Here is an 18,641-nt window from a genome sequence, read left to right on the forward strand (position 1 = left end):
CCACCCGATTGAGCCCCCAGCCGGACCGCATGACGATACGCCGCGCCGAGCCCCCCTGACCAGCGGCCCTGTCGACGCTATATGGGTCGCCTGTCAGGAGCTTGCCCGTGGTCGCCATCACCTCGCCTGCCTTCAAGGAGAATGCCAGCCGCGCCCTCGCCGATCCGGGGTTGCAGAAGGCTCTGGGTACCGCGAAGGGCGCCTTCCTCCAGCGCCGTGCCGCCGCCGTTGCGAACCTGCCGGAATTCGAGCAGCTCAGGAACATCGGCCGCGACATCAAGAACCACACCCTCGCCAACCTCGATTTCTACCTTGAGGCCTATGAGGCGAAGGTGAAGGCGGCCGGCGGCCAGGTGCATTGGTGCTCCACGGCCGATGACGCCCGCGCCGTCGTGCTCGAGATCTGCCGCAAGGCCGGGGCAAGGACCGTCACCAAGGGCAAGTCGATGATCTCCGAGGAGATCGGGATTAACGCGCACCTGGAAGCGCACGGCATCCGCCCGGTCGAGACCGACCTCGGCGAGTACATCCTGCAGCTCCGCCAGGAGCACCCCTCCCATATCATCGCCCCCGCCTTCCACCTGAACCGGGAGGACTGGGAGGCCGATTTCCGCCGCCTGCATACCGACCTGCCCGCCGACCGCGTCTTCGCCGAGCGGCGCGACATCCTGGCCGAGGCACGCACCAAGCTGCGGGAGCGGTTCCTGGAGGCCGATGTCGGCATCACCGGCGCCAATTTCCTGATCGCCGAGACCGGCAGCAGCGTCATTGTCACCAATGAAGGCAATGGCGACCTGACGCAGACGCTGCCGCGGGTGCATATCGCGCTCGCCAGCATCGAGAAGGTCGTCCCCACGCTGGAGGATGCGACCAGCCTGCTCCGCCTGCTGGCGCGCTCCGCCACGGGGCAGGACTTCTCGGTCTACACCACCTTCTCCACCGGCGCCCGTCGCCCCGGCGACCTCGACGGGCCGGAGGAGTACCATGTGGTGCTGATCGACAGCGGCCGCTCCAACATGATCGGCACCGAGTTCCAGGAGATGCTGCGCTGCATCCGCTGCGCCGCCTGCATGAACCACTGCCCGGTTTATGGCGCGGTCGGCGGCCATGCCTATGGCTGGGTCTATCCCGGCCCCATGGGCTCGGTGCTGACGCCCTCCCTGGTCGGCATCGAGAAGACCGGCCTGCTGCCCAACGCCTCCACCTTCTGCGGCCGCTGCGAGAGCGTCTGCCCGGTGAAGATCCCGCTGCCGAAGATGATGCGCCACTGGCGCGAGCGGGAATTCGAGCGCCACCTGACGCCGGCCACCCAGCGCGGCAACCTCGCCCTCTGGGCCTGGTTCGCCCGCCGTCCCAGCCTCTACCGGCTGATGACCCGTGCCGCCAACGGGGTGCTCGGCCTGCTTGGACGTGGCAAGGGTGCCTTCCACACCCTGCCCCTCGCCGGTGGATGGACCGCAGGGCGGGACCTGCCCGTGCCCGAGGGCGGCACCTTCATGGCCCGCTACGCGAAGGAGCAGCGCCGGCGATGAGCAAGGACGCCATCCTCGGCGCAATCCGCCGCGGCCTGAAGCGCGGGCCCCTGCCGGCCGACCAGCAGGCGATGCTGGAAGGCCGGCTGATGACGCATCCGCGCCATCTCATCCCCGCCCGCTCGCGCCGCCCGCGGCCAGACCAGATCGCCCTCTTCGTCCACAATGTGGAGAAGGAGTTCGGCACGGTGGAGCGCGTGCCGAATGCGGCAGCCGTGCCCGCTGCCGTCGCGGACTACCTGGCGGCGCAGAACCTGGCCCCCCGCTTCGCCATGGCACCGCACCCCGAGCTCATCGCCATCCCCTGGGCGGAGCGGCCGTTGCTGGAGATGGAGCAGCGCCGCGCCCAGGCGAGCGACCAGGTCAGCCTCCAGCACGGCTATGCCGCCGTGGCGGAGACGGGCACGCTCATGCTCCCCTCCGCGCCGGAGCGTCCGACCACCCTCAACCTCCTGGTCGAGACCGAGATCGTCGTGCTCCGCGCCAGCCGCGTGGTCGGCGCCTATGAGGAGGCCTGGGACCGGCTGCGAGCCGAGAACAGGGATGCGCGCAGCGGCGGCTTCATGCCCCGCAACATCATGTTCGTCACCGGCCCCTCCCGCAGCGCCGATATCGAGCAGACGCTCGAGCTCGGCGCGCATGGGCCGCGGCGACTGCATGTCATCCTGATCGATGACGACCCCGCCGCCCTTCCAATGGGGGAGGCGGCGGTACCGCCGCCGGTCGCCGTGCCAGGCGGCCCTGCCGCGCCGGGGGATTGATCCCGCCCGCCCCTCGGGCGAAGCGCGGGCTGAGCGAGCTCGACCGGCGTCTCTGGCAGGCCTGGACGGCACGGGCCCTGGTGGCGCCCATGCCCGGCAAGGCCCTGCCGCCTCCACCGCCCGATCCGGTGCCGCCCGCCCCGCCGGCTCCCGCCGCGAACGCCGCCCTCCCGGCGCCGGCGCCAGCCCGGTTGCGCCCGCCACCCGAATTGCAGGTCGGGGCCGCCCCGCCCGGCATCGACGCCAAGCGCTGGCGGGAGCTTCGACGCGGCCGCACCCGCCCGGAACGCACGCTCGACCTGCATGGCAGGCGGGCACAGGACGCCCATGCCGCCGTCCGCCGCTTCCTGCTGGAGGCGCAGGCGGATGGGCTGCGCTGCGTGGCCATCGTCACCGGCAAGGGTTCGAGCCAGGAGGGCGGCGTATTGCGCCGCGAGCTGCCCTTCTGGCTGAACACGGCGGAGATGCGGCCGCTGCTGCTCGGCGCCGCCCATCCGCATGCCAGCAACCCCGGCGCCGTCCATCTCCTGCTGCGGCGCCGCAGATGACACCCTTCGGCCAGCGGCTGCGGGCGCTGCGCGAGGCGCATGGCGTCAGCCAGGCTGCGCTGGCCGAGGCGCTGCACGTCTCCCCTGCCTATCTCTCCGCGCTGGAGCATGGGCATCGCGGCAGGCCCTCCGCCGGCCTCATCCACCAGGTGAACGAGTTCTTCGGCCTGATCTGGGACGATGCGGAGGAGATGGCGCGGCTGGCGCGGCTCTCCCACCCGCGTGTCGTGCTCGACACGGCAGGGCTGAGCCCGGAGGCGACGGCGCTCGCCAACCGCCTGGCGCGGGAGATCCGCAAGCTATCGCCCGAGGTCATCCAGATGCTGACCCGCGTGCTGGACGGGGGCGCGGTGCCCGTCGACGGCAGCACCTTCACCGCCGCTCAGGGGCCAAGGCCCGGCCCCGCGCCCCGCCATAAATAGGTCAGAAGCGGAAGCGCGGGCCCTGCGGCAGGTGGGCGATATGGGTCACCCGCCGCCGGCCATGCGTCCGCGCCGTCAGCACCGCGGCGGTGTGGCGGTTGTCATGCAGCGTGGCGAGGCCGAAACCCTGGTTGTTCAGCAGCAGGAAATGGTCGGTGATGCGCAGCAGATACCAGCCGGCCGGCAGCCCATCGCGCACCAGGCCCAGCAGGCTCGGCCGCCGCTCCGGCACCGGGACGGGGGCATGGGCGACGCCCAGCTGCTCCAGCGCCCCCAGGATGTCCCGCCAATAGGCCGTCACCACCGGGCCGGTGCCTGGGTACCAGCTGGGGGCGATGCCACGCAGCATGGTGCCGGCGGCGAAGTAGGGCAGGCCGCTGGCCAGGGCGAGTGTCGCCGGCCCGCACCAGGGGATGAGCCCGCCATTCTCCGCCTGCAGATCCTCATGGCTGCGCAGCCCCGCGGGGCAGTCCTCCAAGATGCGGCCGGCCGGCAGTTCCGCAACGGTAAGGCGCCCATCCTGACGATGCGGCATCGCGTGATCCCGTGGCAGCAGCGTGCGGAAGCGCACCCCAGAGATCACAGGATCGTGTGATCTCACTTTGCCGTCAATATACGATTTGCGGGAACCCTTCCTTATCCGATCAGCAACCCGTGCTGGCGGAGGAAGCCCAGCAGCGGCAGCAGCGGCAGGCCAAGGATGGCGCTGTGCTCGCCCTCGACGCTGGCGAAGAGCTGAATGCCAGGTCCTTCCAGCCGATAGGCGCCGACCGAGCCGAGTACCGCCTCGCCCTCGGCGGCCAGATAGGCATCGAGGAAGGCCTCGGAGAATTCCCGCATGACCAGTCGCGGCCGGGCCAGGTGTTGCCAGATGCGCTGGCCCCCCCGCCAGCACACCATGGCGGTCATCAACTCATGCGGCCGCCCGCGCAGAGCCAGGAGCTGGGCCCGTGCCGTGGCCATGTCCGGCGGCTTGTCGAACCAGCGCCCCTCGCTGACCAGCATCTGATCGGCGCCGATCACCAGCGCGCCGGGATGGCGGCGGGCGATGCGGGCCGCCTTGGCCTCGGCCAGCAGCATGGCGGCCTCGCCGGCGGGAATGCCCTCGGCCTGCGCGCCCTCCTTGATGGCGGCCTCATCCACCGCCGCCGCCTCCGCCTCGAAGCGGAGGCCGGCCGCTGCTAGGACCGCTCGCCGGGCCGGGGAGGCGGTGGCGAGGATGACGGGCGGGTCCGGCCGCTGGATCATGCCGCACCACCCCCGAGCACCACGGCCGCCGGGTCCACCGGGGCGGGTGCCGCCGCGCTGCCGCGCCGGGCATGCCAGGCTTCCATCAGCTGCAGCACCGTCGCCGCCGTCTCCTCGATGCTGCGGCGGGTGACGTCGATCACCGGCCAGCCATGCTGGTTGCAGAGCCGGCGGGCGGCCAGGATCTCGGCCTTCACGCTGTCATGGTCGATATAGTCGTTGGTGTCCTGCCGCACGCCATCGGCGCCGATCAGCCGCAGCCGGTGGCGGCGGATCTCGATCAGCGCATTGGTCTCGATGGTCAGGCCGACCACGGGGCAGGGCGCCTCGGCCAGTTCCGGCGGCAGGGCGGAGTTCGGCACGATCGGCACGTTAGCCGCCTTGATGCCCCGGTTCGCCAGGTAGAAGCAGGTCGGCGTCTTGCTGCTGCGGGAGACGCCGACGAGGCAGACATCCGCCTCATGGATGCCCGCCGTCCCCTGGCCGTCGTCATGCGCCAGCACGTAATGCATGGCGTCGATCCGGCGGAAGTAGTCGGCATCCATCACATGCTGGGCCGCCCGCTTCTCCCGCGCCCGGGCGCCGAGCTGGCCCTGCAGCAGGTCCACCACTTGGTCGAGCACCGAGAGGCAGGGCACGCCGAGCCGCATGCAATTCTCTTCCAGCGCCAGGCGAAGGCTCCGGTCCACCAGGGTGAAGAGCACCGGCCCCGGCTCATGGTTGAGCCCCTCCAGCACCCGGTCGAGTTGCAGGCGGGAGCGGATGAGGCTCCAGCGATGATGCACCACATGGTGGTCCTCGAACCGGGCGAGGGTGGCACGGGCAATGGAATTGAGCGTTTCGCCCGTGCTGTCGGAGACCAGATGCAGGTTGATGGTTCGGTGGGGCATTCCGGGAGAATAGCGCAGGGCGCTGGGGATGGACGGGAAAACTCGGCGACTGACTCCGTCCGCGGTGAGTCGGGTGGGCAACCCGGCACATCCCAGGCGGGCGGGAGAGGAGTCCCGACTGAGTCGGCCGACTCCGGGACGGGAGGGGATTCACCCAGCGGAGTCAGCGAGTCGCCGACTCAGGCGATGGTGGACAGGGCTGTGGATGGAATCCGGAGCGATTGCGTCCACAGCATCCACAGGCCCTATCACCACACCAATCTTTCAAGACTCCTGTTTTCTTGCGAAGGGAGAGTGCATGGAGGGAAGCATGTCCGGCCCGAACGAGACCCCGAGTCCGAAACCCCTGCTGCGCACCCTGGCGGGCGACGCCGTCTGGCCCCCGCCGATGTGGCTGATGCGCCAGGCCGGCCGCTACCTGCCGGAGTACCGGGAGCTCCGCGCCCAGGCCGGCGACTTCATCGCCCTCTGCACCGCGCCCACCCTGGCGTCCGAGGTCACGCTCCAGCCGATCCGCCGCTACGGCATGGACGGGGCGATCCTCTTCTCCGACATCCTCATGGTGCCCTGGGCCATGGGCCAGCCGCTCCGCTTCGCCGAGGGCGAGGGGCCGGTGCTGGAGCCGGTGCGCGACGCCACGGCGATCGGCCGGCTGGACCCCTCGGTCTGCGCCGCCAATGCCGCGCCCATCCTCGAGACCGTCCGGCTGGTCCGCGCCGGGCTGGAGGCGGAGGCGCCGCGCACCACGCTGATCGGCTTTGCCGGCAGCCCCTTCACCGTGGCCTGCTACATGGTCGAGGGCCATGGCAGCCGGGACTTCGCCGCCGCCCGCGGCATGGCCTATGGCGACCCGGCGCTCTTCGGCCGGTTGATCCGCATCCTCATCGAGGCCAGCACGGAGTATCTCTGCGCCCAGGCCGATGCCGGGGCGGAGGCGCTGATGCTCTTCGACAGCTGGGCCGGGCTGCTCGCCCCCTCCCAGTTCCGCCGCTGGGTGATCGAGCCGACGGCAAGCCTGGTGCGGGCCATCCGCAAGCGCCATCCGCTGATCCCGATCATCGGCTTCCCCCGCCTCGCCGGGCCGATGCTGATCGAGTACAGCCAGCGCACCGGGGTGCAGTGCCTCGGCATCGACACCTCCATGGACCTGCGCTGGGCGGCCTCCGCCGTGCCGCCGCGCATGGCGCTGCAGGGCAATCTCGACCCGCTGTCCCTGGTTGCGGGCGGGATGGCGCTGGAGGCGGAGGCACGCTCCATCCTCGGCGCCATGCGTGGCCGGCCCTTCATCTTCAATCTCGGGCATGGAATCGAGAAGGTGACGCCCCCCGACCATGTCTCGGCCCTGGTGCGTTTGGTCCGAACCGGCTAACCCCGGCTTGACCCGCTGGCGAAGCGGCCAAATCTGCGAGCCTCGACAAGGCTCGGGGAGTTTCGATGCAGCGGGTGGCGGTGGTGCTGTTCAATCTCGGAGGACCGGACGCGCCGGACAGCGTGCGTCCTTTCCTCGAGAACCTCTTCACCGACCCCGCCATCCTGCGGGTGCCAGGCTTCGTCCGGCCGTGGCTCGGGCGTTTCATCGCCAAGCGGCGGACCAAGGCGGCGTCCGAGAACTACGCCATCCTCGGCGGCCGCTCCCCCCTGCTGGAACTCACCGAGGAGCAGGCGCAGAACCTCCAGGCCCGGCTGAACGAGGGCGGCGAGGCGGAATACCGCTCCTTCATCGCCATGCGCTACTGGCACCCGATGAGCGACGCCACCGCCCGGGCGGTGCGCGAGTGGGGGCCGGACCGGGTGCTGCTGCTGCCGCTCTACCCGCAATTTTCCACCACCACGACCGGCAGCAGCATCATTGCCTGGGAGGAGGCCGCGGCACGGGCCGGCCTTGCCGTCCCGACCAGGATCCTCTGCTGCTACCACTCGGACCCGTCCTTCGCCGCGGGGACCGCTGCCGCGGTCCGCAAGGCGCATGACGCGGCGCGGGCCGGCCTAGCCCCCGAGGTGCCGCTTCGCATCCTGTTCTCGGCCCATGGCCTGCCGGAGAGCATCGTCAAGCGCGGCGACCCCTATCAGTGGCAGGTGGAGCAGACCGTCGCCGCGGTGGTCGGCCAGCTCGGCATCGAGGGGCTCGACCACGCCATCTGCTACCAGTCCCGCGTCACCCCGCAGAAATGGATCGGCCCGAGCACCGAGGCGGAGCTCGAACGGGCGGCGCATGACAAGGCGGCCGTGCTGGTCTGCCCCATCGCCTTCGTCTCCGAGCATTCCGAGACGCTGGTCGAGCTCGATGTCGAGTACCGCGAGGAGGCGGAGCGGCTCGGCGTGCCCGGCTATTTCCGCGTGCCCGCGCAGAACAGCGACCCGGCCTTCATTCGGGCCCTCCGCGATCTGGTTCTCCGCACCGAGGCGGATGCCCGGCCGCTCTGCAGCTTCGCCGGCGGGCGGCAATGCCCGAAGCGCTTCGGCGACTGCCCGCATGCCAGGCTCAAGGCCCGCGCCCGGGAACTCGCCTGATGCGGCCGCCCTCGCGGCCGGCGGCGGTGCTCTTCGATTGCGACGGGGTGCTGGCGGACAGCGAGGGGCTGGTGAACCGCCTGGTCGCCGAGGAGCTCACCGCCCGCGGCTGGCCCCTCTCGGCCGGGCAGGCGCGGGAGACCTTCCTCGGCATGGCCCTGCCGGAGATGATGCCGGTCATCCTCGCCCGCTGCGGCCCCTTGCCGGCCGACTGGGGCGCGATGCTCTCCCGCCGCATCACCGCGGCGCTGATGGAGGAGGTGGAGGCCATCCCCGGTGCCCCGGCGGCCCTGGCGGCGGCCGCCGCCGCCGGCCTGCCGCTCGCCGTCGCCTCCAACTCCACCCGGGGCGAGCTGCGCGCCAAGCTGGACCGGCTCGGCCTCGCCCATCATTTCGGCGGCCGCCTCTTCAGCTTCGAGGATGTCGCCCGGCCGAAGCCGGCGCCGGACATGTACCTGGCCGCCGCCGCCGCCTGCGGTGCCGCGCCCGGGGATTGCGTGGTGGTCGAGGACAGCCTGCTCGGCGCCAAGGCCGGGATCGCAGCCGGCTGCCGGGTGTTGGGCTTCACGCGGGAGACGGATGCGGCCGTGCTGGCCGCGGTAGGGGCCCGGCCCTTCGCCACCATGGCGGAGCTGCCCGGGCTGCTCGGGATCGAGGAATAAGCCATGAACGGACGCCAATGGATCGCCGCCCTGGCGGCGCTGCTGCTGATGGCCGCGGGCGAGCCGCCCGAGGCGGAGCGGATGGTGCCGGGCGGCCGGGCCGGCTGGGTGACCGACCCGAAGAACGGATGCTGGCTCTGGGCCGGCGGGATCGAGCCGGGCGCATCCGACGTGATCGCCGACTGGAACGGTGCCTGCCCGGAAGGCCCGGCCGAGGGGCCGGGCCGGGCCATCGTCACCTGGCAGAGCCGCGGCGAGACCCGCCGGATGGACTACCAGGGCGACATCGTCCACGGCAAGAACGAGGGCCGGGGCAAGCTCACCATTACCGAGGGCAGCCGGGTGGTGAGCGAGGAGGAAGGCGTATTCCGCGATGACCGGCTGGTGGAGGGGCGCCTTGCCCTGCCGCGGCTCGGCCTGGAATTCGAGGGCAGGCTTCGCGGCGGCCACCCGCAGGGGCCGGGCCGGCTCAGCGTGCAGGGCCGCGTCTTCCAGGGCGACTGGGTGAATGGCTGCCTGCAGCAGGGCAACAACTGGGTCGCCTTCACCCGCCCCGTCGAGAGCTGCGCCGGGCAGGATACCTGAGGCGATGGTGATCGAGGCCCTGGCGCCCTTCTACCCCTGGACCAAGGCGCTGCACCTGATCGCGGTCATCGCCTGGATGGCCGGGCTGTTCTACCTGCCGCGCCTCTTCGTCTATCACACCACCGTTCCGCCCGGCGGGGCGGAGAGCACCCTGTTCCAGACCATGGAGCGGCGCCTGCTGCGGGCCATCATGAACCCCGCCATGATCGCCGCCTGGATCCTCGGCCTCACCTTGGTGCTGACGCCGGGCGCGGTCGACTGGCGTGGTGGCTGGTGGCACCTGAAGCTGCTCTCCGTGCTGCTGATGACCGGCTTCCACATGCACCTCGCCGGCGCCCGCCGCGCCTTCGCCGCCGAGGCCCGGCCGCATTCCGAGCGCTACTGGCGGGCCATGAACGAGGTCCCGACGGTGCTGATGATCGTCATTGTCGTGATGGTGATCGTGAAGCCGTTCTAGACGCTTGACCTTGATGATGGAGGCAGCCACCTAGACAGTTGACGGCCAGCGATCCGGTCCTTAGGGTCCGGACGCTTCCTCGGGGCATAGGGCGTGCAACGCGCCTGCTGCTTCACTCCCTCCTCCTTCCTTGGGACATCGCCGGCCATTGGCCCCGGCCCCTCCATGGGTCCGTGTTCGTGGCACAGGCGGAAGGGCCGGACTCATGGCGCGGCACGCGCTGCGCGATCCCGGCCTCACAGGGACCGTCCTGTCCCCTCGCATCCGGACGCACCGCGCCATGCATCTTTCCGAACTCAAGGCCAAAAGCCCCGCCGAGCTTCTCTCCTTCGCCGAGGAGCTGCAGGTCGAGAACGCCTCCTCCCTGCGCAAGCAGGACATGATGTTCGCCATCCTCAAGCAGCTCGCCGAGAACGACCAGGCGATCTTCGGGGAAGGCACGCTCGAGATCCTGCCCGACGGCTTCGGCTTCCTCCGCAGCCCACAGGCCAACTTCCTCCCCGGGCCGGACGACATCTACATCTCCCCCGCCCAGGTGCGCCGCTTCGGCCTCCGCACGGGCGATACGGTGGAGGGCCAGATCCGCGCCCCGAAGGATGGGGAACGCTACTTCGCCCTGCTCAAGGTCAACGCCATCAATTTCGAGCCGCCGGAGGCGCTGCGCCACCGGATCAATTTCGACAACCTGACGCCGCTCTACCCCAACCGCCGCCTCAGGATGGAGAATGCGGAGGCCGAGGCGCAGGGCAAGGGTCCGACCAAGGACTACACCCATCGCGTCATCGACCTGATCGCGCCGATCGGCATGGGCCAGCGCGCGCTCGTCGTCGCGCCGCCCCGCACCGGCAAGACGGTGATGCTGCAGAACATCGCCAAGAGCATCACTGCGAACCACCCCGAAGTCTTCCTGATGGTGCTGCTGATCGACGAGCGGCCGGAGGAAGTCACCGACATGGCGCGCACCGTGCGCGGCGAGGTCGTCGCCTCCACCTTCGACGAGCCGGCCACGCGCCACGTCCAGGTGACGGAGATGGTGCTCGAGAAGGCCAAGCGCCTGGTGGAGCACAAGCGGGACGTGGTGATCCTGCTCGATTCCATCACCCGCCTCGGCCGCGCCTACAACTCCGTCGTCCCCTCCTCGGGCAAGGTGCTGACCGGCGGTGTGGATGCCAACGCGCTGCAACGCCCGAAGCGCTTCTTCGGCGCGGCGCGCAACATCGAGGAAGGTGGCTCGCTCACCATCATCGCCACCGCGCTGATCGATACCGGCAGCCGCATGGACGAGGTGATCTTCGAGGAGTTCAAGGGCACCGGCAACTCGGAGCTCGTGCTCGACCGCAAGCTCTCCGACAAGCGCACCTTCCCGGCGATCGACATCACCAAGTCCGGCACCCGCAAGGAGGAGCTGCTGGTGGACCGCGCCACGCTCGCCAAGATGTGGGTGCTGCGCCGGATCCTGAACCCGATGGGCACCCAGGACTCGATGGAGTTCCTGCTGGACAAGCTGAAGTACAGCAAGACCAACCAGGACTTCTTCGATGCCATGAACACCTGACTGTGGTCATGCGCACGACACGATGAACACCTGACGGTAGGGGGGCGAAAGCCCCCCTTTCCGTTTCCGCAGTCGAGGGCCGAATGACCCGCGAGGTCGAACCGCTTGCCACCATCCTGCGTGCAGCCAGCTTCGCCGCCCGCGTCCATGCCACCCATCGCCGTAAGGGCGACGCGGCCGAGCCCTATGTGAACCATGTGCTGGAGGTGGCGGAGATCCTCGCCGCCCAGGGCGCGCCGCCCGCCGCCATCATCGCCGGCCTGCTGCATGACACGGTCGAGGACAGCGATGCCGACCCGGTGCCCACCACCCTCGCCGATCTCGAAGCGGCCTTCGGTGCCGAGATCGCCGGCATCGTCGCCGAGGTCTCGGACGACAAGTCGCTGCCGAAGGAGGTCCGCAAGGGCCTGCAGATCCGCCATGCCGCCCGTGCCTCGGCCGCGGCGCGGCAGGTGAAGCTCGCCGACAAGATCGCCAATCTGCGGACCATCCTGGCCAGCCCGCCAGCCGGCTGGGACCATGCCCGGCGTCTGGAATATGTCGGATGGGCAGGGCGGGTGGCGGCCGGCGCCAAGGGCGTCAATCCCGGCCTCGACATGCTCTTCGACGAAGCCTACCGCGCGGCGGTGGCCAGGCTGGCTGAAGAGGCGTGATCCGGGACGCCGGCCGGCGTTGGGGGGGTCAAATCCCAGACCGCAAGGAGGGGGGGGAGCGGCCTGGGACTGCGCAGCCGGCGTCCCGTAAGGAGATAATGGCACATCCTCATGCGCCATGGCAGCACCCAGCCAATGACAGGTGCGATAGCTGCCCCGTTTCGGAAGCATGATCACAAAGTCCGGCCCTGGCGCTATCGGCCCTGTCCCGGCATACGGGCCGCTCCTGTCCGGGAGAGATGAATGTCCTTCGAGGCTCAGTCCGCCTTGCGCCGCCGCCTGCTGCTGGGGGGAATGCTGGCGGCGCCGATGGTCGCCCGCGCCCAGTCCGGTTTCCCCAACCGGCCGATCTCGCTCATCATTCCTTTCCCGCCCGGCGGCACGACCGATGTGGTGCTGCGCGCCCTGGCCGAGGGCGCCTCGCGCCACCTTTCCCAGCAGGTGGTCATCGACAACAAGCCAGGCGCGGCGAATACGCTCGGCGCCGCCACGGTCGCGCGGGCCCGGCCGGATGGCTACCTGCTGACGCAGCTGCCGGCCTCCGCCATCCGCGTGCAGCTGCTGCAGAAGCTGCCCTATGACACGCTGCGGGACTTCACACCGGTCATCAGCATCACCGGCTACACCTTCATGGCGGTCGCCAAGGCCGGCCGTTTCCCGAATGGATGGGCGGATTTCATCGCCGAGGCGAAGCGCCGGCCGGGCCAGCTCGCCTTCGGGTCCACCGGCGCCAATGGCACGCCGCATGTGACGATGGCGGAACTGGCCGCGAAGGAGGGCATCGACGTCATCCACGCCCCCTTCCGCGGTGATGCGGATGGCTCCCAGGCGCTGCTCGGCGGGCATATCGATGTCATGGCCGGCGGGTCCGGCCTCGGCTCGCTGACCGAGGGCGGGCAGGCCAGCATCCTGAATGTCTGGACGGCGGAGCGCGTGGCCCGCTGGCCGCAGGCGCCGACCCTGCGCGAGCTCGGCTACGACATGGTGGTGACGACGCCATTCGGCCTCGTGGCGCCGGCCGGCCTCGACCCGGCGGTGACCCGCACCCTGCACGATGCCTTCGCGGCAGCGCAACGGTCGGCCGAATTCCGCGCTATCCTGGCTCGCTACGACATGCCCAGCGAGTACCATGACAGTGCCGGCTATGCCGCCGAGCTGCGCGCGACGGTCGCGCGGGAGGAGGCGCTGATCCGCCGCCTGAAGCTGACCGCCACCTGATGCAGGCCGATGTCGCGGCGCTGGAGCGTGCCTGCCTGACCGCGCTGCCAGCGCCACGCCAGGCTTTCGACGGTCCCTTCGTGGTGAAGGTCTTCCTCGGCGGCACCGGGCGGGCCAATGCCGCGAGCGCGCTCGACCCGGCGCCGGATTCCGGCCTCGCCGCCCGGATCACCCGCATCGAGGCGCTCTACGCCCGGCACGGCCTGCCCTGCCGCATGCGCCTGACGCCGCTCGACCCGCCGGGCCTCGAGCCCCTGCTGCAGACGCGCGGCTATGCGGAAGGCGAGGAGACCGTCGTCCATGCCGGCGCGGTGCGGCCCCTGGCTGACCCGGCCGTGCAGGTGCTCGACGGACCCCTGCCGGCGTGGATGGCCGTGGTTGCGACAGCGGAGTACCAGACGCCGGCCCGCCGCGCGGAGAAGCTGCAGATGCCCGAGCTGCTGGCCGTGCCCGGTGCCTGGCTCCTGCTGCGGGAGGAGGGGGTGGATGCCGCCTGCCTCTTCGCCGCGGCGGATGGGCCATGGTGCGGCATCTTCGACCTGGCGACCCGGCCGGAATTCCGTCGCCGCGGCCTCGGCGAGCGGCTGATCCGTGCCGCAGCGCATTGGGCGGCCGGGCTTGGGGCGGAGCAGTTCTGGGCCCAGGTCGCCTCGACCAATGCGGCCTCGCTCGCCCTCCAGCACCGCGTCGGGTTGCGGGAGGTCTATCGCTACCGCTATCGCATCAGGCCGCTCAGCGCGCCTTGAGCCGCGGCTCCGCCGAGGTCTTCTCGATCAGGATGTCGAGGATCGCCCGGACCCGGCGCGGCAGGCTGTGGTTGCCGGGCCAGGCGGCATGCACATCCCGCGGCTCCGCCCGCCAGCCGGGCAGCACGGGGACGAGGCGGCCCGACGCCACCTCCTCCGTCACGCTCCAGGGTGCCAGCAAGGCGATGCCGAGGCCGGCCCTGGCCGCCGCATTGATGGTGTCCACGCTATCGGCGCTGAACCTTCCATGGACCTCGACCGAGACCGTCCTTCCGTCCGGCCCATCGAGCGTCAGCAGGTTGGTCAGGCTGGAAACATTGAGGCGGCAGAAATCATGCTCGGCCAGTTCCTCGGGCGTCGTGGGCAGGCCGGCACGCGCCAGATAGCTCGGCGAGGCGAAGAGGGCGAAGTCGATCCGCCCGAGCTTCCGCGCGATCAAGGACTGTTCGCGGATCGGCCCGAAGCGGATGGCGAGGTCGATGCCCTCGCCGACAAGGTCGATCGGCTTCGGGTCCAACCGGCCCTCCAGCACCACCTCCGGATTGGCCAGCAGGAAATCCTGCAGCCAGGGCAGGACGGCCTGATTGAAGAAGCTGGCGACGCAGGCGATGCGGACCGGGCCGGCGAGGGAGGCCTGGGCGCCACGCACATTCGCTTCCGCTTCTTCCAACCGGTCGAGGATGCGAACCGCTTCCGCATGGAAAAGCTGCCCCGCCTCAGTCGCGGCCAGGCCGCGTGGCGAGCGCAGCAGCAGCGGTACGCCGAGCCGCTGCTCCAATTCGCCGATGATCCGGGAGACGCTCGGCTGGCTCATCGCCAGGTCACGCGCGGCGCGGGTGATGTTGCCGGTCTCCACGACGCGCCGGAAGACCGAGAGCTGCTGCAGCTTATCCATCAGCCGGAATTTTTCCTGCCGTAAGGAATCCGTCTGATCTGCATTCGAACCAGAAGGTCTAGACGGTAAAGACCGTGCTGCCGGTCGTTTTCCGGCTCTCCAGCGCACGATGCGCCTCGGCGGCGTCCTTTAGCGGGTAGGTCTGGTTCACCGCGATTTTCACCGCGCCGGACTTCACCACCTCGAACAGGTCGTTGGCCGTCGCCACGAGGTCATCCCGCTTCGCGGTATAGGTGTTGAGGGTCGGGCGGGTGACGTAGAGCGAGCCCTTGGCGGCCAGGACACCGAGATCGGTCGTGACGGGCCCTGAGGCATTGCCGTAGCTGATCATCAGGCCGAGGGGCCGGAGGCAGTCGAGCGAGGTGGTGAAGGTATCCTTGCCGACACTGTCATAGACCACCGGCAGCATCGCACCATTGGTGATCTCCCGCACCCGGGCGGGGATGTTCTCGCTGGTCAGCAAGGCATGGTCCACACCCAGCGAGGTGACGAGCGCCGCCTTCTCGGGGGTGGAGACGACGCCGATGACGGTGGCGCCCAGATGCTTCGCCCACTGCACCAGAATGCTGCCGACGCCGCCGGCCGCCGCATGCACTAGGATGGTATCGCCCGGCTTCACCGCATAGGTGCGCTTCACCAGGAACTGCGCCGTCATGCCCTGCAGCATCATCGCAGCCGCCTGGGTGAAGTCGATGCCTTCTGGGATTTTCACAAGACGGTCGGCCGGGGCACAGCGGAGCTCGGCATAGGCCCCGAGCGCACCGGCATAAGCCACCCGGTCGCCGACCTTGAGGTCGGTCACGCCATCGCCCACCGCCTCAACCACGCCGGCACCTTCCATGCCGGGCGTCACCGGCATGCTTGGGGCCTTGTAGAGGCCAGTGCGGAAATAAACGTCGATATAGTTCAGCCCGACTGCGTGATGCCGCACCAGGACCTCACCTGGCTTCGGGTCGGGGCGGGGCACCTCCTCCCAAACCAGCTTCTCGGGGCCGCCATGTTCATGGACGCGGATGGCGTGGTTCATCGGGGGGTTCCTTGCGGCGCCGCAGGTGGGCGGAGGGAGAAGCGGGAGAGAGGAAGCGTGCCGGCTTCCTCGCGCGAAACTCCACGGGCTTCAAGGGCCAGCAGGAAGCGCTTAGTCGCGATCCCGCCTTCGCCCGAATAGCCGCCGATAGCGCCCTTTGCCGCGACGACACGGTGGCAGGGGATGATGATAGGGATGGGGTTTGCGCCGTTGGCCTGGCCGATGGCCCGGGGCGACCTGCACCCGATCTCGGCGGCGATCTCACTGTAGCTCCGGGTCTCGCCGGGCGGGATGCGGCAGAGCGCAGCCCAGACGCTCTGGCGGAAGGCGCTGCCCTGCGGCGCGACCGGAAGGTCGAAATGGCTGCGCCTGCCGTCGAAATAGTCGTGCAGCTGCTCGGCCGCCTCCCGCAGCGAGGCGGTGGGCGGAGCATTCTCTGAGCCATAGGCGCGGCCCCATTCCAGGGCGATGATGGCGCCGTCTTCCTCGAAGACCGTCAGTTCTCCGAGGGGCGTATGAAGGGTGAGGTGAGGCATCAGAGGAACGATGGCACACCCGAGGCGGCCTGTCGTCAAGCGCTGGCCCTGGTTCCACGGGGGGCGCACCGCTACATGGGAGCCAGCCTTTGGGAGCCCTCGCCTTGGCCGATGCCACCGATCCTCCGCCTTATTTCCAGGCCCATGTCTTCGTCTGCTGCAATCGCCGGCAGGAGGGTCATGCCCGCGGTTCCTGCGCTGCCCGGGGCAGCGAAAAACTACGGGACTACATGAAGGCCAGGGCGAAGGAGCTCGGCCTGAAGGGTGTTCGCATCAACCAGGCCGGCTGCCTCGACCGCTGCGAATTCGGCCCGGCCCTGGTCATCTACCCCGAAGGTATCTGGTACCGCCCGGAGTCCCCGGCGGATGTGGATGAGATCCTGGCGGCGCATCTGCAAGAGGGTGGACGAGTGCCACGGCTGATGCTGACCGAGAAGGATGTGCCGCCACCCAAGCGGTGACAACCACGACATGAACGAGGATCCCATCTTTGCCCTGGCGACCGGTGCCGGCCGCGCGGCCGTGGCCGTGCTGCGGCTGTCTGGCCAGGGGAGCGGCGCCATCCTCGGCAAGCTGGCAGGCGGGTTGCCCCGGCCGCGCATGGCCTCCCTCCGTCAGCTACGCCACCCCGACAGCTGCGAGGTGCTGGACCAGGCGCTGGTGCTCTGGTTCCCAGGGCCCGCCAGCTACACGGGCGAGGACAGTGCCGAATTCCATCTCCATGGCGGCCCCGCCGTAGTGGCGGGCGTGGCGGAGGCGCTGGTCGCCACTGGCGCCCGGCCGGCGGAAGCGGGGGAGTTCACCCGCCGCGCCTTCCTCAACGGCAAGCTGGACCTGACCGCGGCTGAAGGCATAGCAGACCTCATCGCCGCCGAGACGGCCGGCCAGCGACGCCAGGCGCTGCGCCAGGCAGGCGGGGCCTTGGCAACGCTGTATGGCGGCTGGGCCGGCCGAATGACGGCCCTGCTGGCACGGCAGGAGGCCTTCATCGAATTCGAGGATGAAGACCTGCCGGCCGATCTCGACGCCGCGGTGGTCGAGGCCGCGGCAGCGCTGCGAAGCGAGATCGCAACGCATCTGGCCGACGGCGGACGCGGCGAAAGGCTCCGCGAGGGCCTGACCGTGGCGATCCTCGGCGCGCCCAACGCCGGGAAATCCTCCCTTTTGAACGCGCTGGTCGGTCGGGAAGCTGCGATCGTCTCCGCCCGGGCCGGGACGACCCGAGATGTGGTGGAGGTACGTCTCGATCTAGGTGGGATTCCCGTGACCCTGGCCGATACCGCGGGGCTGCGCGACACGCTGGATGACATCGAGGTGGAGGGCATCCGGCGCGCGCGGCAGCGAGCGGAGGAGGCGGATCTGCTGCTGCTCGTCTTTGCCGCCGATCAGCCGCTCGATGTTGACACCCTGGCCTGGCGGCGTCCGGACGCCCTGGTGGTGATGAACAAGTCTGACCTCGGTGGCCCCCCGGCCGGGTTTGACGGCTTGATGGTCTCCGCTCGCAGCGGTGCCGGCCTGGAGACCCTGCGGGCCCGGCTGGAGTATGAGGCGGTGGCGCGGGCAGGTAGCACGGCGGAGACGCTGCTGACCCGGCCGCGCCATCGGGCTGCGCTGCAGGAAGCAATCTCCTGGCTTTCGACTCTACAATCAGCCCCGCTGCCCGAGTTGCGGGCCGAAGCCCTCCGTGCGGCCTTGCGGGCGCTTGGTCGGATCACCGGTCGGGTCGGGGTGGAGGCAGTGCTGGACGTCGTCTTCGGCGAATTCTGTATTGGGAAATAGCATGGGGGACGAACTGAGATCCGCCTGGATGCGGCATGCGGCGGCACGGCAGCGCTTCCAGGAACTGGCCGCCCGCAGCGTGCCCCTGCCCAAGCTGGCGGAGCAAGCCCGCAGGCTGGGGCTGGAGGTGGATCGGGACCTGGGCCAGGTCAGCGAGGCGGAAATGGCCTATGCGGTCGACCTGGCGATCTACACCGCTCCTCCCGGCAGAAGCCGGGCCATCGACCGCATCGCCCGGCAGCATGCGCGCCTGCCCGGCGAGGCTGCCTTGGTGCTGAATGCCCTGAGCCGGTCCTGGCTGTCGGTCTTCGAAGTGACGAGCATCCATCCAGACGCCGGATTGCTGCTGGAGGATGCGCTGCTGGGTGGCCAGGTCTGGGTTGTGGATGAAGGATTGGCCGAGGCCGCCGAACCAGGCTCCATCGTTGCCGTTCGTCTCGGCCGCGTGCTCGGCTACGCCATCACCACAGGGGTGCAGGCGGTGTTGGACGAGATGACCCTTGCCGGCCTGCGCGACGCCCTGCGGCAGGGCGGCCTTCGCCCGGATGATTTGCTGAACGAGCCCCGCTTCGCTGAGAGCCTCTGGCGGCGGGCATTGGGCTTCGGACCCGCCTAG

22 protein-coding genes are annotated in these 18,641 nt (G+C 70.0%); 16 read left to right on the forward strand and 6 right to left on the reverse strand.

Annotated features, from left to right (window positions below; genetic code table 11):
- The first annotated feature begins 107 nt into the window (after positions 1 to 107).
- Genes BLR02_RS08910 through BLR02_RS08925 form a run of 4 tightly spaced genes read left to right on the forward strand, consistent with a single transcriptional unit; the run spans position 108 to position 3,263 of the window.
- A complete protein-coding gene (locus tag BLR02_RS08910; protein WP_090564526.1) occupies positions 108 to 1,532 on the forward strand; it encodes a LutB/LldF family L-lactate oxidation iron-sulfur protein in 1,425 nt (474 codons plus the stop codon).
- Positions 1,529 to 2,293 (forward strand): LutC/YkgG family protein, encoded by a 765-nt coding sequence (locus BLR02_RS08915; RefSeq protein WP_090662506.1) that lies wholly within the window; start codon positions 1,529 to 1,531, stop codon positions 2,291 to 2,293. The genes BLR02_RS08910 and BLR02_RS08915 overlap by 4 nt, the downstream gene beginning before the upstream one ends.
- On the forward strand, positions 2,290 to 2,841 hold the full coding sequence (locus BLR02_RS08920; protein WP_245704702.1) for a Smr/MutS family protein: 552 nt from the start codon (positions 2,290 to 2,292) through the stop codon (positions 2,839 to 2,841). The genes BLR02_RS08915 and BLR02_RS08920 overlap by 4 nt, the downstream gene beginning before the upstream one ends.
- Complete coding sequence (locus BLR02_RS08925) at positions 2,838 to 3,263, forward strand: helix-turn-helix domain-containing protein (RefSeq protein ID WP_090662508.1); 426 nt, start codon at positions 2,838 to 2,840, stop codon at positions 3,261 to 3,263. The genes BLR02_RS08920 and BLR02_RS08925 overlap by 4 nt, the downstream gene beginning before the upstream one ends.
- A gap of 1 nt (position 3,264) precedes the next feature.
- Here BLR02_RS08925 and BLR02_RS08930 read toward each other — a convergent pair whose 3' ends face one another.
- The 3 genes from BLR02_RS08930 to BLR02_RS08940 form a co-directional block, all read right to left on the reverse strand.
- On the reverse strand, positions 3,265 to 3,798 hold the full coding sequence (locus BLR02_RS08930) for a hypothetical protein (protein ID WP_090662510.1): 534 nt from the start codon (positions 3,796 to 3,798) through the stop codon (positions 3,265 to 3,267).
- A gap of 101 nt (positions 3,799 to 3,899) precedes the next feature.
- Positions 3,900 to 4,511: a Maf family protein gene (locus tag BLR02_RS08935; protein WP_090662512.1), complete on the reverse strand. Its 612-nt coding sequence runs from the start codon at positions 4,509 to 4,511 to the stop codon at positions 3,900 to 3,902.
- Positions 4,508 to 5,401, reverse strand: coding sequence for a pyruvate, water dikinase regulatory protein (locus BLR02_RS08940; protein ID WP_090564517.1), 894 nt, complete (start codon positions 5,399 to 5,401; stop codon positions 4,508 to 4,510). Before BLR02_RS08940 ends, BLR02_RS08935 begins: the two co-directional genes overlap by 4 nt.
- Positions 5,402 to 5,711: 310 nt before the next feature.
- Here BLR02_RS08940 and hemE point away from each other — a divergent pair, with 310 nt between their 5' ends.
- The 9 genes from hemE (at position 5,712) to BLR02_RS30840 (ending at position 13,788) form a co-directional block, all read left to right on the forward strand.
- Positions 5,712 to 6,770: a uroporphyrinogen decarboxylase gene (gene hemE, locus BLR02_RS08945; RefSeq protein WP_090662857.1), complete on the forward strand. Its 1,059-nt coding sequence runs from the start codon at positions 5,712 to 5,714 to the stop codon at positions 6,768 to 6,770.
- A 65-nt stretch (positions 6,771 to 6,835) separates the two neighbouring features.
- Complete coding sequence (gene hemH / locus BLR02_RS08950) at positions 6,836 to 7,912, forward strand: ferrochelatase (RefSeq protein WP_090662514.1); 1,077 nt, start codon at positions 6,836 to 6,838, stop codon at positions 7,910 to 7,912.
- On the forward strand, positions 7,912 to 8,574 hold the full coding sequence (locus BLR02_RS08955) for an HAD family hydrolase (protein ID WP_090662516.1): 663 nt from the start codon (positions 7,912 to 7,914) through the stop codon (positions 8,572 to 8,574). Before hemH ends, BLR02_RS08955 begins: the two co-directional genes overlap by 1 nt.
- A gap of 3 nt (positions 8,575 to 8,577) precedes the next feature.
- On the forward strand, positions 8,578 to 9,159 hold the full coding sequence (locus BLR02_RS08960; RefSeq protein ID WP_090662517.1) for an MORN repeat-containing protein: 582 nt from the start codon (positions 8,578 to 8,580) through the stop codon (positions 9,157 to 9,159).
- A gap of 4 nt (positions 9,160 to 9,163) precedes the next feature.
- A complete protein-coding gene (gene hemJ / locus BLR02_RS08965; RefSeq protein ID WP_090564509.1) occupies positions 9,164 to 9,616 on the forward strand; it encodes a protoporphyrinogen oxidase HemJ in 453 nt (150 codons plus the stop codon).
- Positions 9,617 to 9,896: 280 nt separating this feature from the next.
- The gene (rho, locus tag BLR02_RS08970) at positions 9,897 to 11,171 is read left to right on the forward strand and encodes a transcription termination factor Rho (RefSeq protein WP_090564617.1); all 1,275 of its coding nucleotides are present in this window, start codon (positions 9,897 to 9,899) and stop codon (positions 11,169 to 11,171) included.
- Positions 11,172 to 11,254: 83 nt separating this feature from the next.
- On the forward strand, positions 11,255 to 11,824 hold the full coding sequence (locus BLR02_RS08975) for an HD domain-containing protein (RefSeq protein WP_090662518.1): 570 nt from the start codon (positions 11,255 to 11,257) through the stop codon (positions 11,822 to 11,824).
- Positions 11,825 to 12,067: 243 nt separating this feature from the next.
- Entirely contained in the window at positions 12,068 to 13,042 is a 975-nt protein-coding gene (locus BLR02_RS08980; RefSeq protein WP_090564505.1) for a Bug family tripartite tricarboxylate transporter substrate binding protein, read from the forward strand.
- Positions 13,042 to 13,788 carry a GNAT family N-acetyltransferase gene (locus tag BLR02_RS30840; protein ID WP_090662520.1) on the forward strand — a complete coding sequence of 249 codons (747 nt, stop codon included), beginning with the start codon at positions 13,042 to 13,044 and terminating at the stop codon, positions 13,786 to 13,788. The genes BLR02_RS08980 and BLR02_RS30840 overlap by 1 nt, the downstream gene beginning before the upstream one ends.
- Here BLR02_RS30840 and BLR02_RS08990 read toward each other — a convergent pair.
- The 3 genes from BLR02_RS08990 to BLR02_RS09000 are packed head-to-tail and all read right to left on the reverse strand — an operon-like array spanning position 13,775 to position 16,246.
- Positions 13,775 to 14,683 (reverse strand): LysR family transcriptional regulator, encoded by a 909-nt coding sequence (locus BLR02_RS08990; RefSeq protein ID WP_090564501.1) that lies wholly within the window; start codon positions 14,681 to 14,683, stop codon positions 13,775 to 13,777. The two genes, BLR02_RS30840 and BLR02_RS08990, sit on opposite strands and share 14 nt — an antisense overlap.
- A 58-nt stretch (positions 14,684 to 14,741) precedes the next feature.
- Positions 14,742 to 15,710 (reverse strand): quinone oxidoreductase family protein, encoded by a 969-nt coding sequence (locus tag BLR02_RS08995; protein ID WP_090564499.1) that lies wholly within the window; start codon positions 15,708 to 15,710, stop codon positions 14,742 to 14,744.
- Positions 15,707 to 16,246, reverse strand: a complete 540-nt coding sequence (locus BLR02_RS09000; RefSeq protein ID WP_090564497.1) for a methylated-DNA--[protein]-cysteine S-methyltransferase — start codon at positions 16,244 to 16,246, stop codon at positions 15,707 to 15,709. Before BLR02_RS09000 ends, BLR02_RS08995 begins: the two co-directional genes overlap by 4 nt.
- 104 nt (positions 16,247 to 16,350) lie before the next feature.
- Between BLR02_RS09000 and BLR02_RS09005 the strand changes: the two genes are divergently transcribed.
- The 3 genes from BLR02_RS09005 to BLR02_RS09015 are packed head-to-tail and all read left to right on the forward strand — an operon-like array spanning position 16,351 to position 18,641.
- A complete protein-coding gene (locus tag BLR02_RS09005; protein WP_090662522.1) occupies positions 16,351 to 16,707 on the forward strand; it encodes a (2Fe-2S) ferredoxin domain-containing protein in 357 nt (118 codons plus the stop codon).
- A 10-nt stretch (positions 16,708 to 16,717) separates the two neighbouring features.
- Positions 16,718 to 18,025 carry a tRNA uridine-5-carboxymethylaminomethyl(34) synthesis GTPase MnmE gene (gene mnmE / locus BLR02_RS09010; RefSeq protein ID WP_176849455.1) on the forward strand — a complete coding sequence of 436 codons (1,308 nt, stop codon included), beginning with the start codon at positions 16,718 to 16,720 and terminating at the stop codon, positions 18,023 to 18,025.
- Position 18,026: 1 nt separating this feature from the next.
- A complete protein-coding gene (locus BLR02_RS09015; RefSeq protein WP_090564491.1) occupies positions 18,027 to 18,641 on the forward strand; it encodes a hypothetical protein in 615 nt (204 codons plus the stop codon).

Origin of the sequence: Belnapia rosea, from assembly GCF_900101615.1 — a bacterium.
GTDB classification, from domain to species: Bacteria; Pseudomonadota; Alphaproteobacteria; order Acetobacterales; family Acetobacteraceae; genus Belnapia; species Belnapia rosea.

Excerpts from the sequence above, each read along its gene's own strand:
- BLR02_RS08915 (WP_090662506.1), top strand. The coding sequence starts at position 1,529 with ATGAGCAAGGACGCCATCCTCGGCGCAATCCGCCGCGGCCTGAAGCGC.
- BLR02_RS08925 (WP_090662508.1), top strand. The coding sequence starts at position 2,838 with ATGACACCCTTCGGCCAGCGGCTGCGGGCGCTGCGCGAGGCGCATGGC.
- BLR02_RS08930 (WP_090662510.1), bottom strand. The coding sequence starts at position 3,798 with ATGCCGCATCGTCAGGATGGGCGCCTTACCGTTGCGGAACTGCCGGCC.
- BLR02_RS08935 (WP_090662512.1), bottom strand. The coding sequence starts at position 4,511 with ATGATCCAGCGGCCGGACCCGCCCGTCATCCTCGCCACCGCCTCCCCG.
- BLR02_RS08940 (WP_090564517.1), bottom strand. The coding sequence starts at position 5,401 with ATGCCCCACCGAACCATCAACCTGCATCTGGTCTCCGACAGCACGGGC.
- hemE (WP_090662857.1), top strand. The coding sequence starts at position 5,712 with ATGTCCGGCCCGAACGAGACCCCGAGTCCGAAACCCCTGCTGCGCACC.
- hemH (WP_090662514.1), top strand. The coding sequence starts at position 6,836 with ATGCAGCGGGTGGCGGTGGTGCTGTTCAATCTCGGAGGACCGGACGCG.
- BLR02_RS08955 (WP_090662516.1), top strand. The coding sequence starts at position 7,912 with ATGCGGCCGCCCTCGCGGCCGGCGGCGGTGCTCTTCGATTGCGACGGG.
- BLR02_RS08960 (WP_090662517.1), top strand. The coding sequence starts at position 8,578 with ATGAACGGACGCCAATGGATCGCCGCCCTGGCGGCGCTGCTGCTGATG.
- hemJ (WP_090564509.1), top strand. The coding sequence starts at position 9,164 with ATGGTGATCGAGGCCCTGGCGCCCTTCTACCCCTGGACCAAGGCGCTG.
- rho (WP_090564617.1), top strand. The coding sequence starts at position 9,897 with ATGCATCTTTCCGAACTCAAGGCCAAAAGCCCCGCCGAGCTTCTCTCC.
- BLR02_RS08975 (WP_090662518.1), top strand. The coding sequence starts at position 11,255 with ATGACCCGCGAGGTCGAACCGCTTGCCACCATCCTGCGTGCAGCCAGC.
- BLR02_RS08980 (WP_090564505.1), top strand. The coding sequence starts at position 12,068 with ATGTCCTTCGAGGCTCAGTCCGCCTTGCGCCGCCGCCTGCTGCTGGGG.
- BLR02_RS30840 (WP_090662520.1), top strand. The coding sequence starts at position 13,042 with ATGCAGGCCGATGTCGCGGCGCTGGAGCGTGCCTGCCTGACCGCGCTG.
- BLR02_RS08990 (WP_090564501.1), bottom strand. The coding sequence starts at position 14,683 with ATGGATAAGCTGCAGCAGCTCTCGGTCTTCCGGCGCGTCGTGGAGACC.
- BLR02_RS08995 (WP_090564499.1), bottom strand. The coding sequence starts at position 15,710 with ATGAACCACGCCATCCGCGTCCATGAACATGGCGGCCCCGAGAAGCTG.
- BLR02_RS09000 (WP_090564497.1), bottom strand. The coding sequence starts at position 16,246 with ATGCCTCACCTCACCCTTCATACGCCCCTCGGAGAACTGACGGTCTTC.
- mnmE (WP_176849455.1), top strand. The coding sequence starts at position 16,718 with ATGAACGAGGATCCCATCTTTGCCCTGGCGACCGGTGCCGGCCGCGCG.
- BLR02_RS09015 (WP_090564491.1), top strand. The coding sequence starts at position 18,027 with ATGGGGGACGAACTGAGATCCGCCTGGATGCGGCATGCGGCGGCACGG.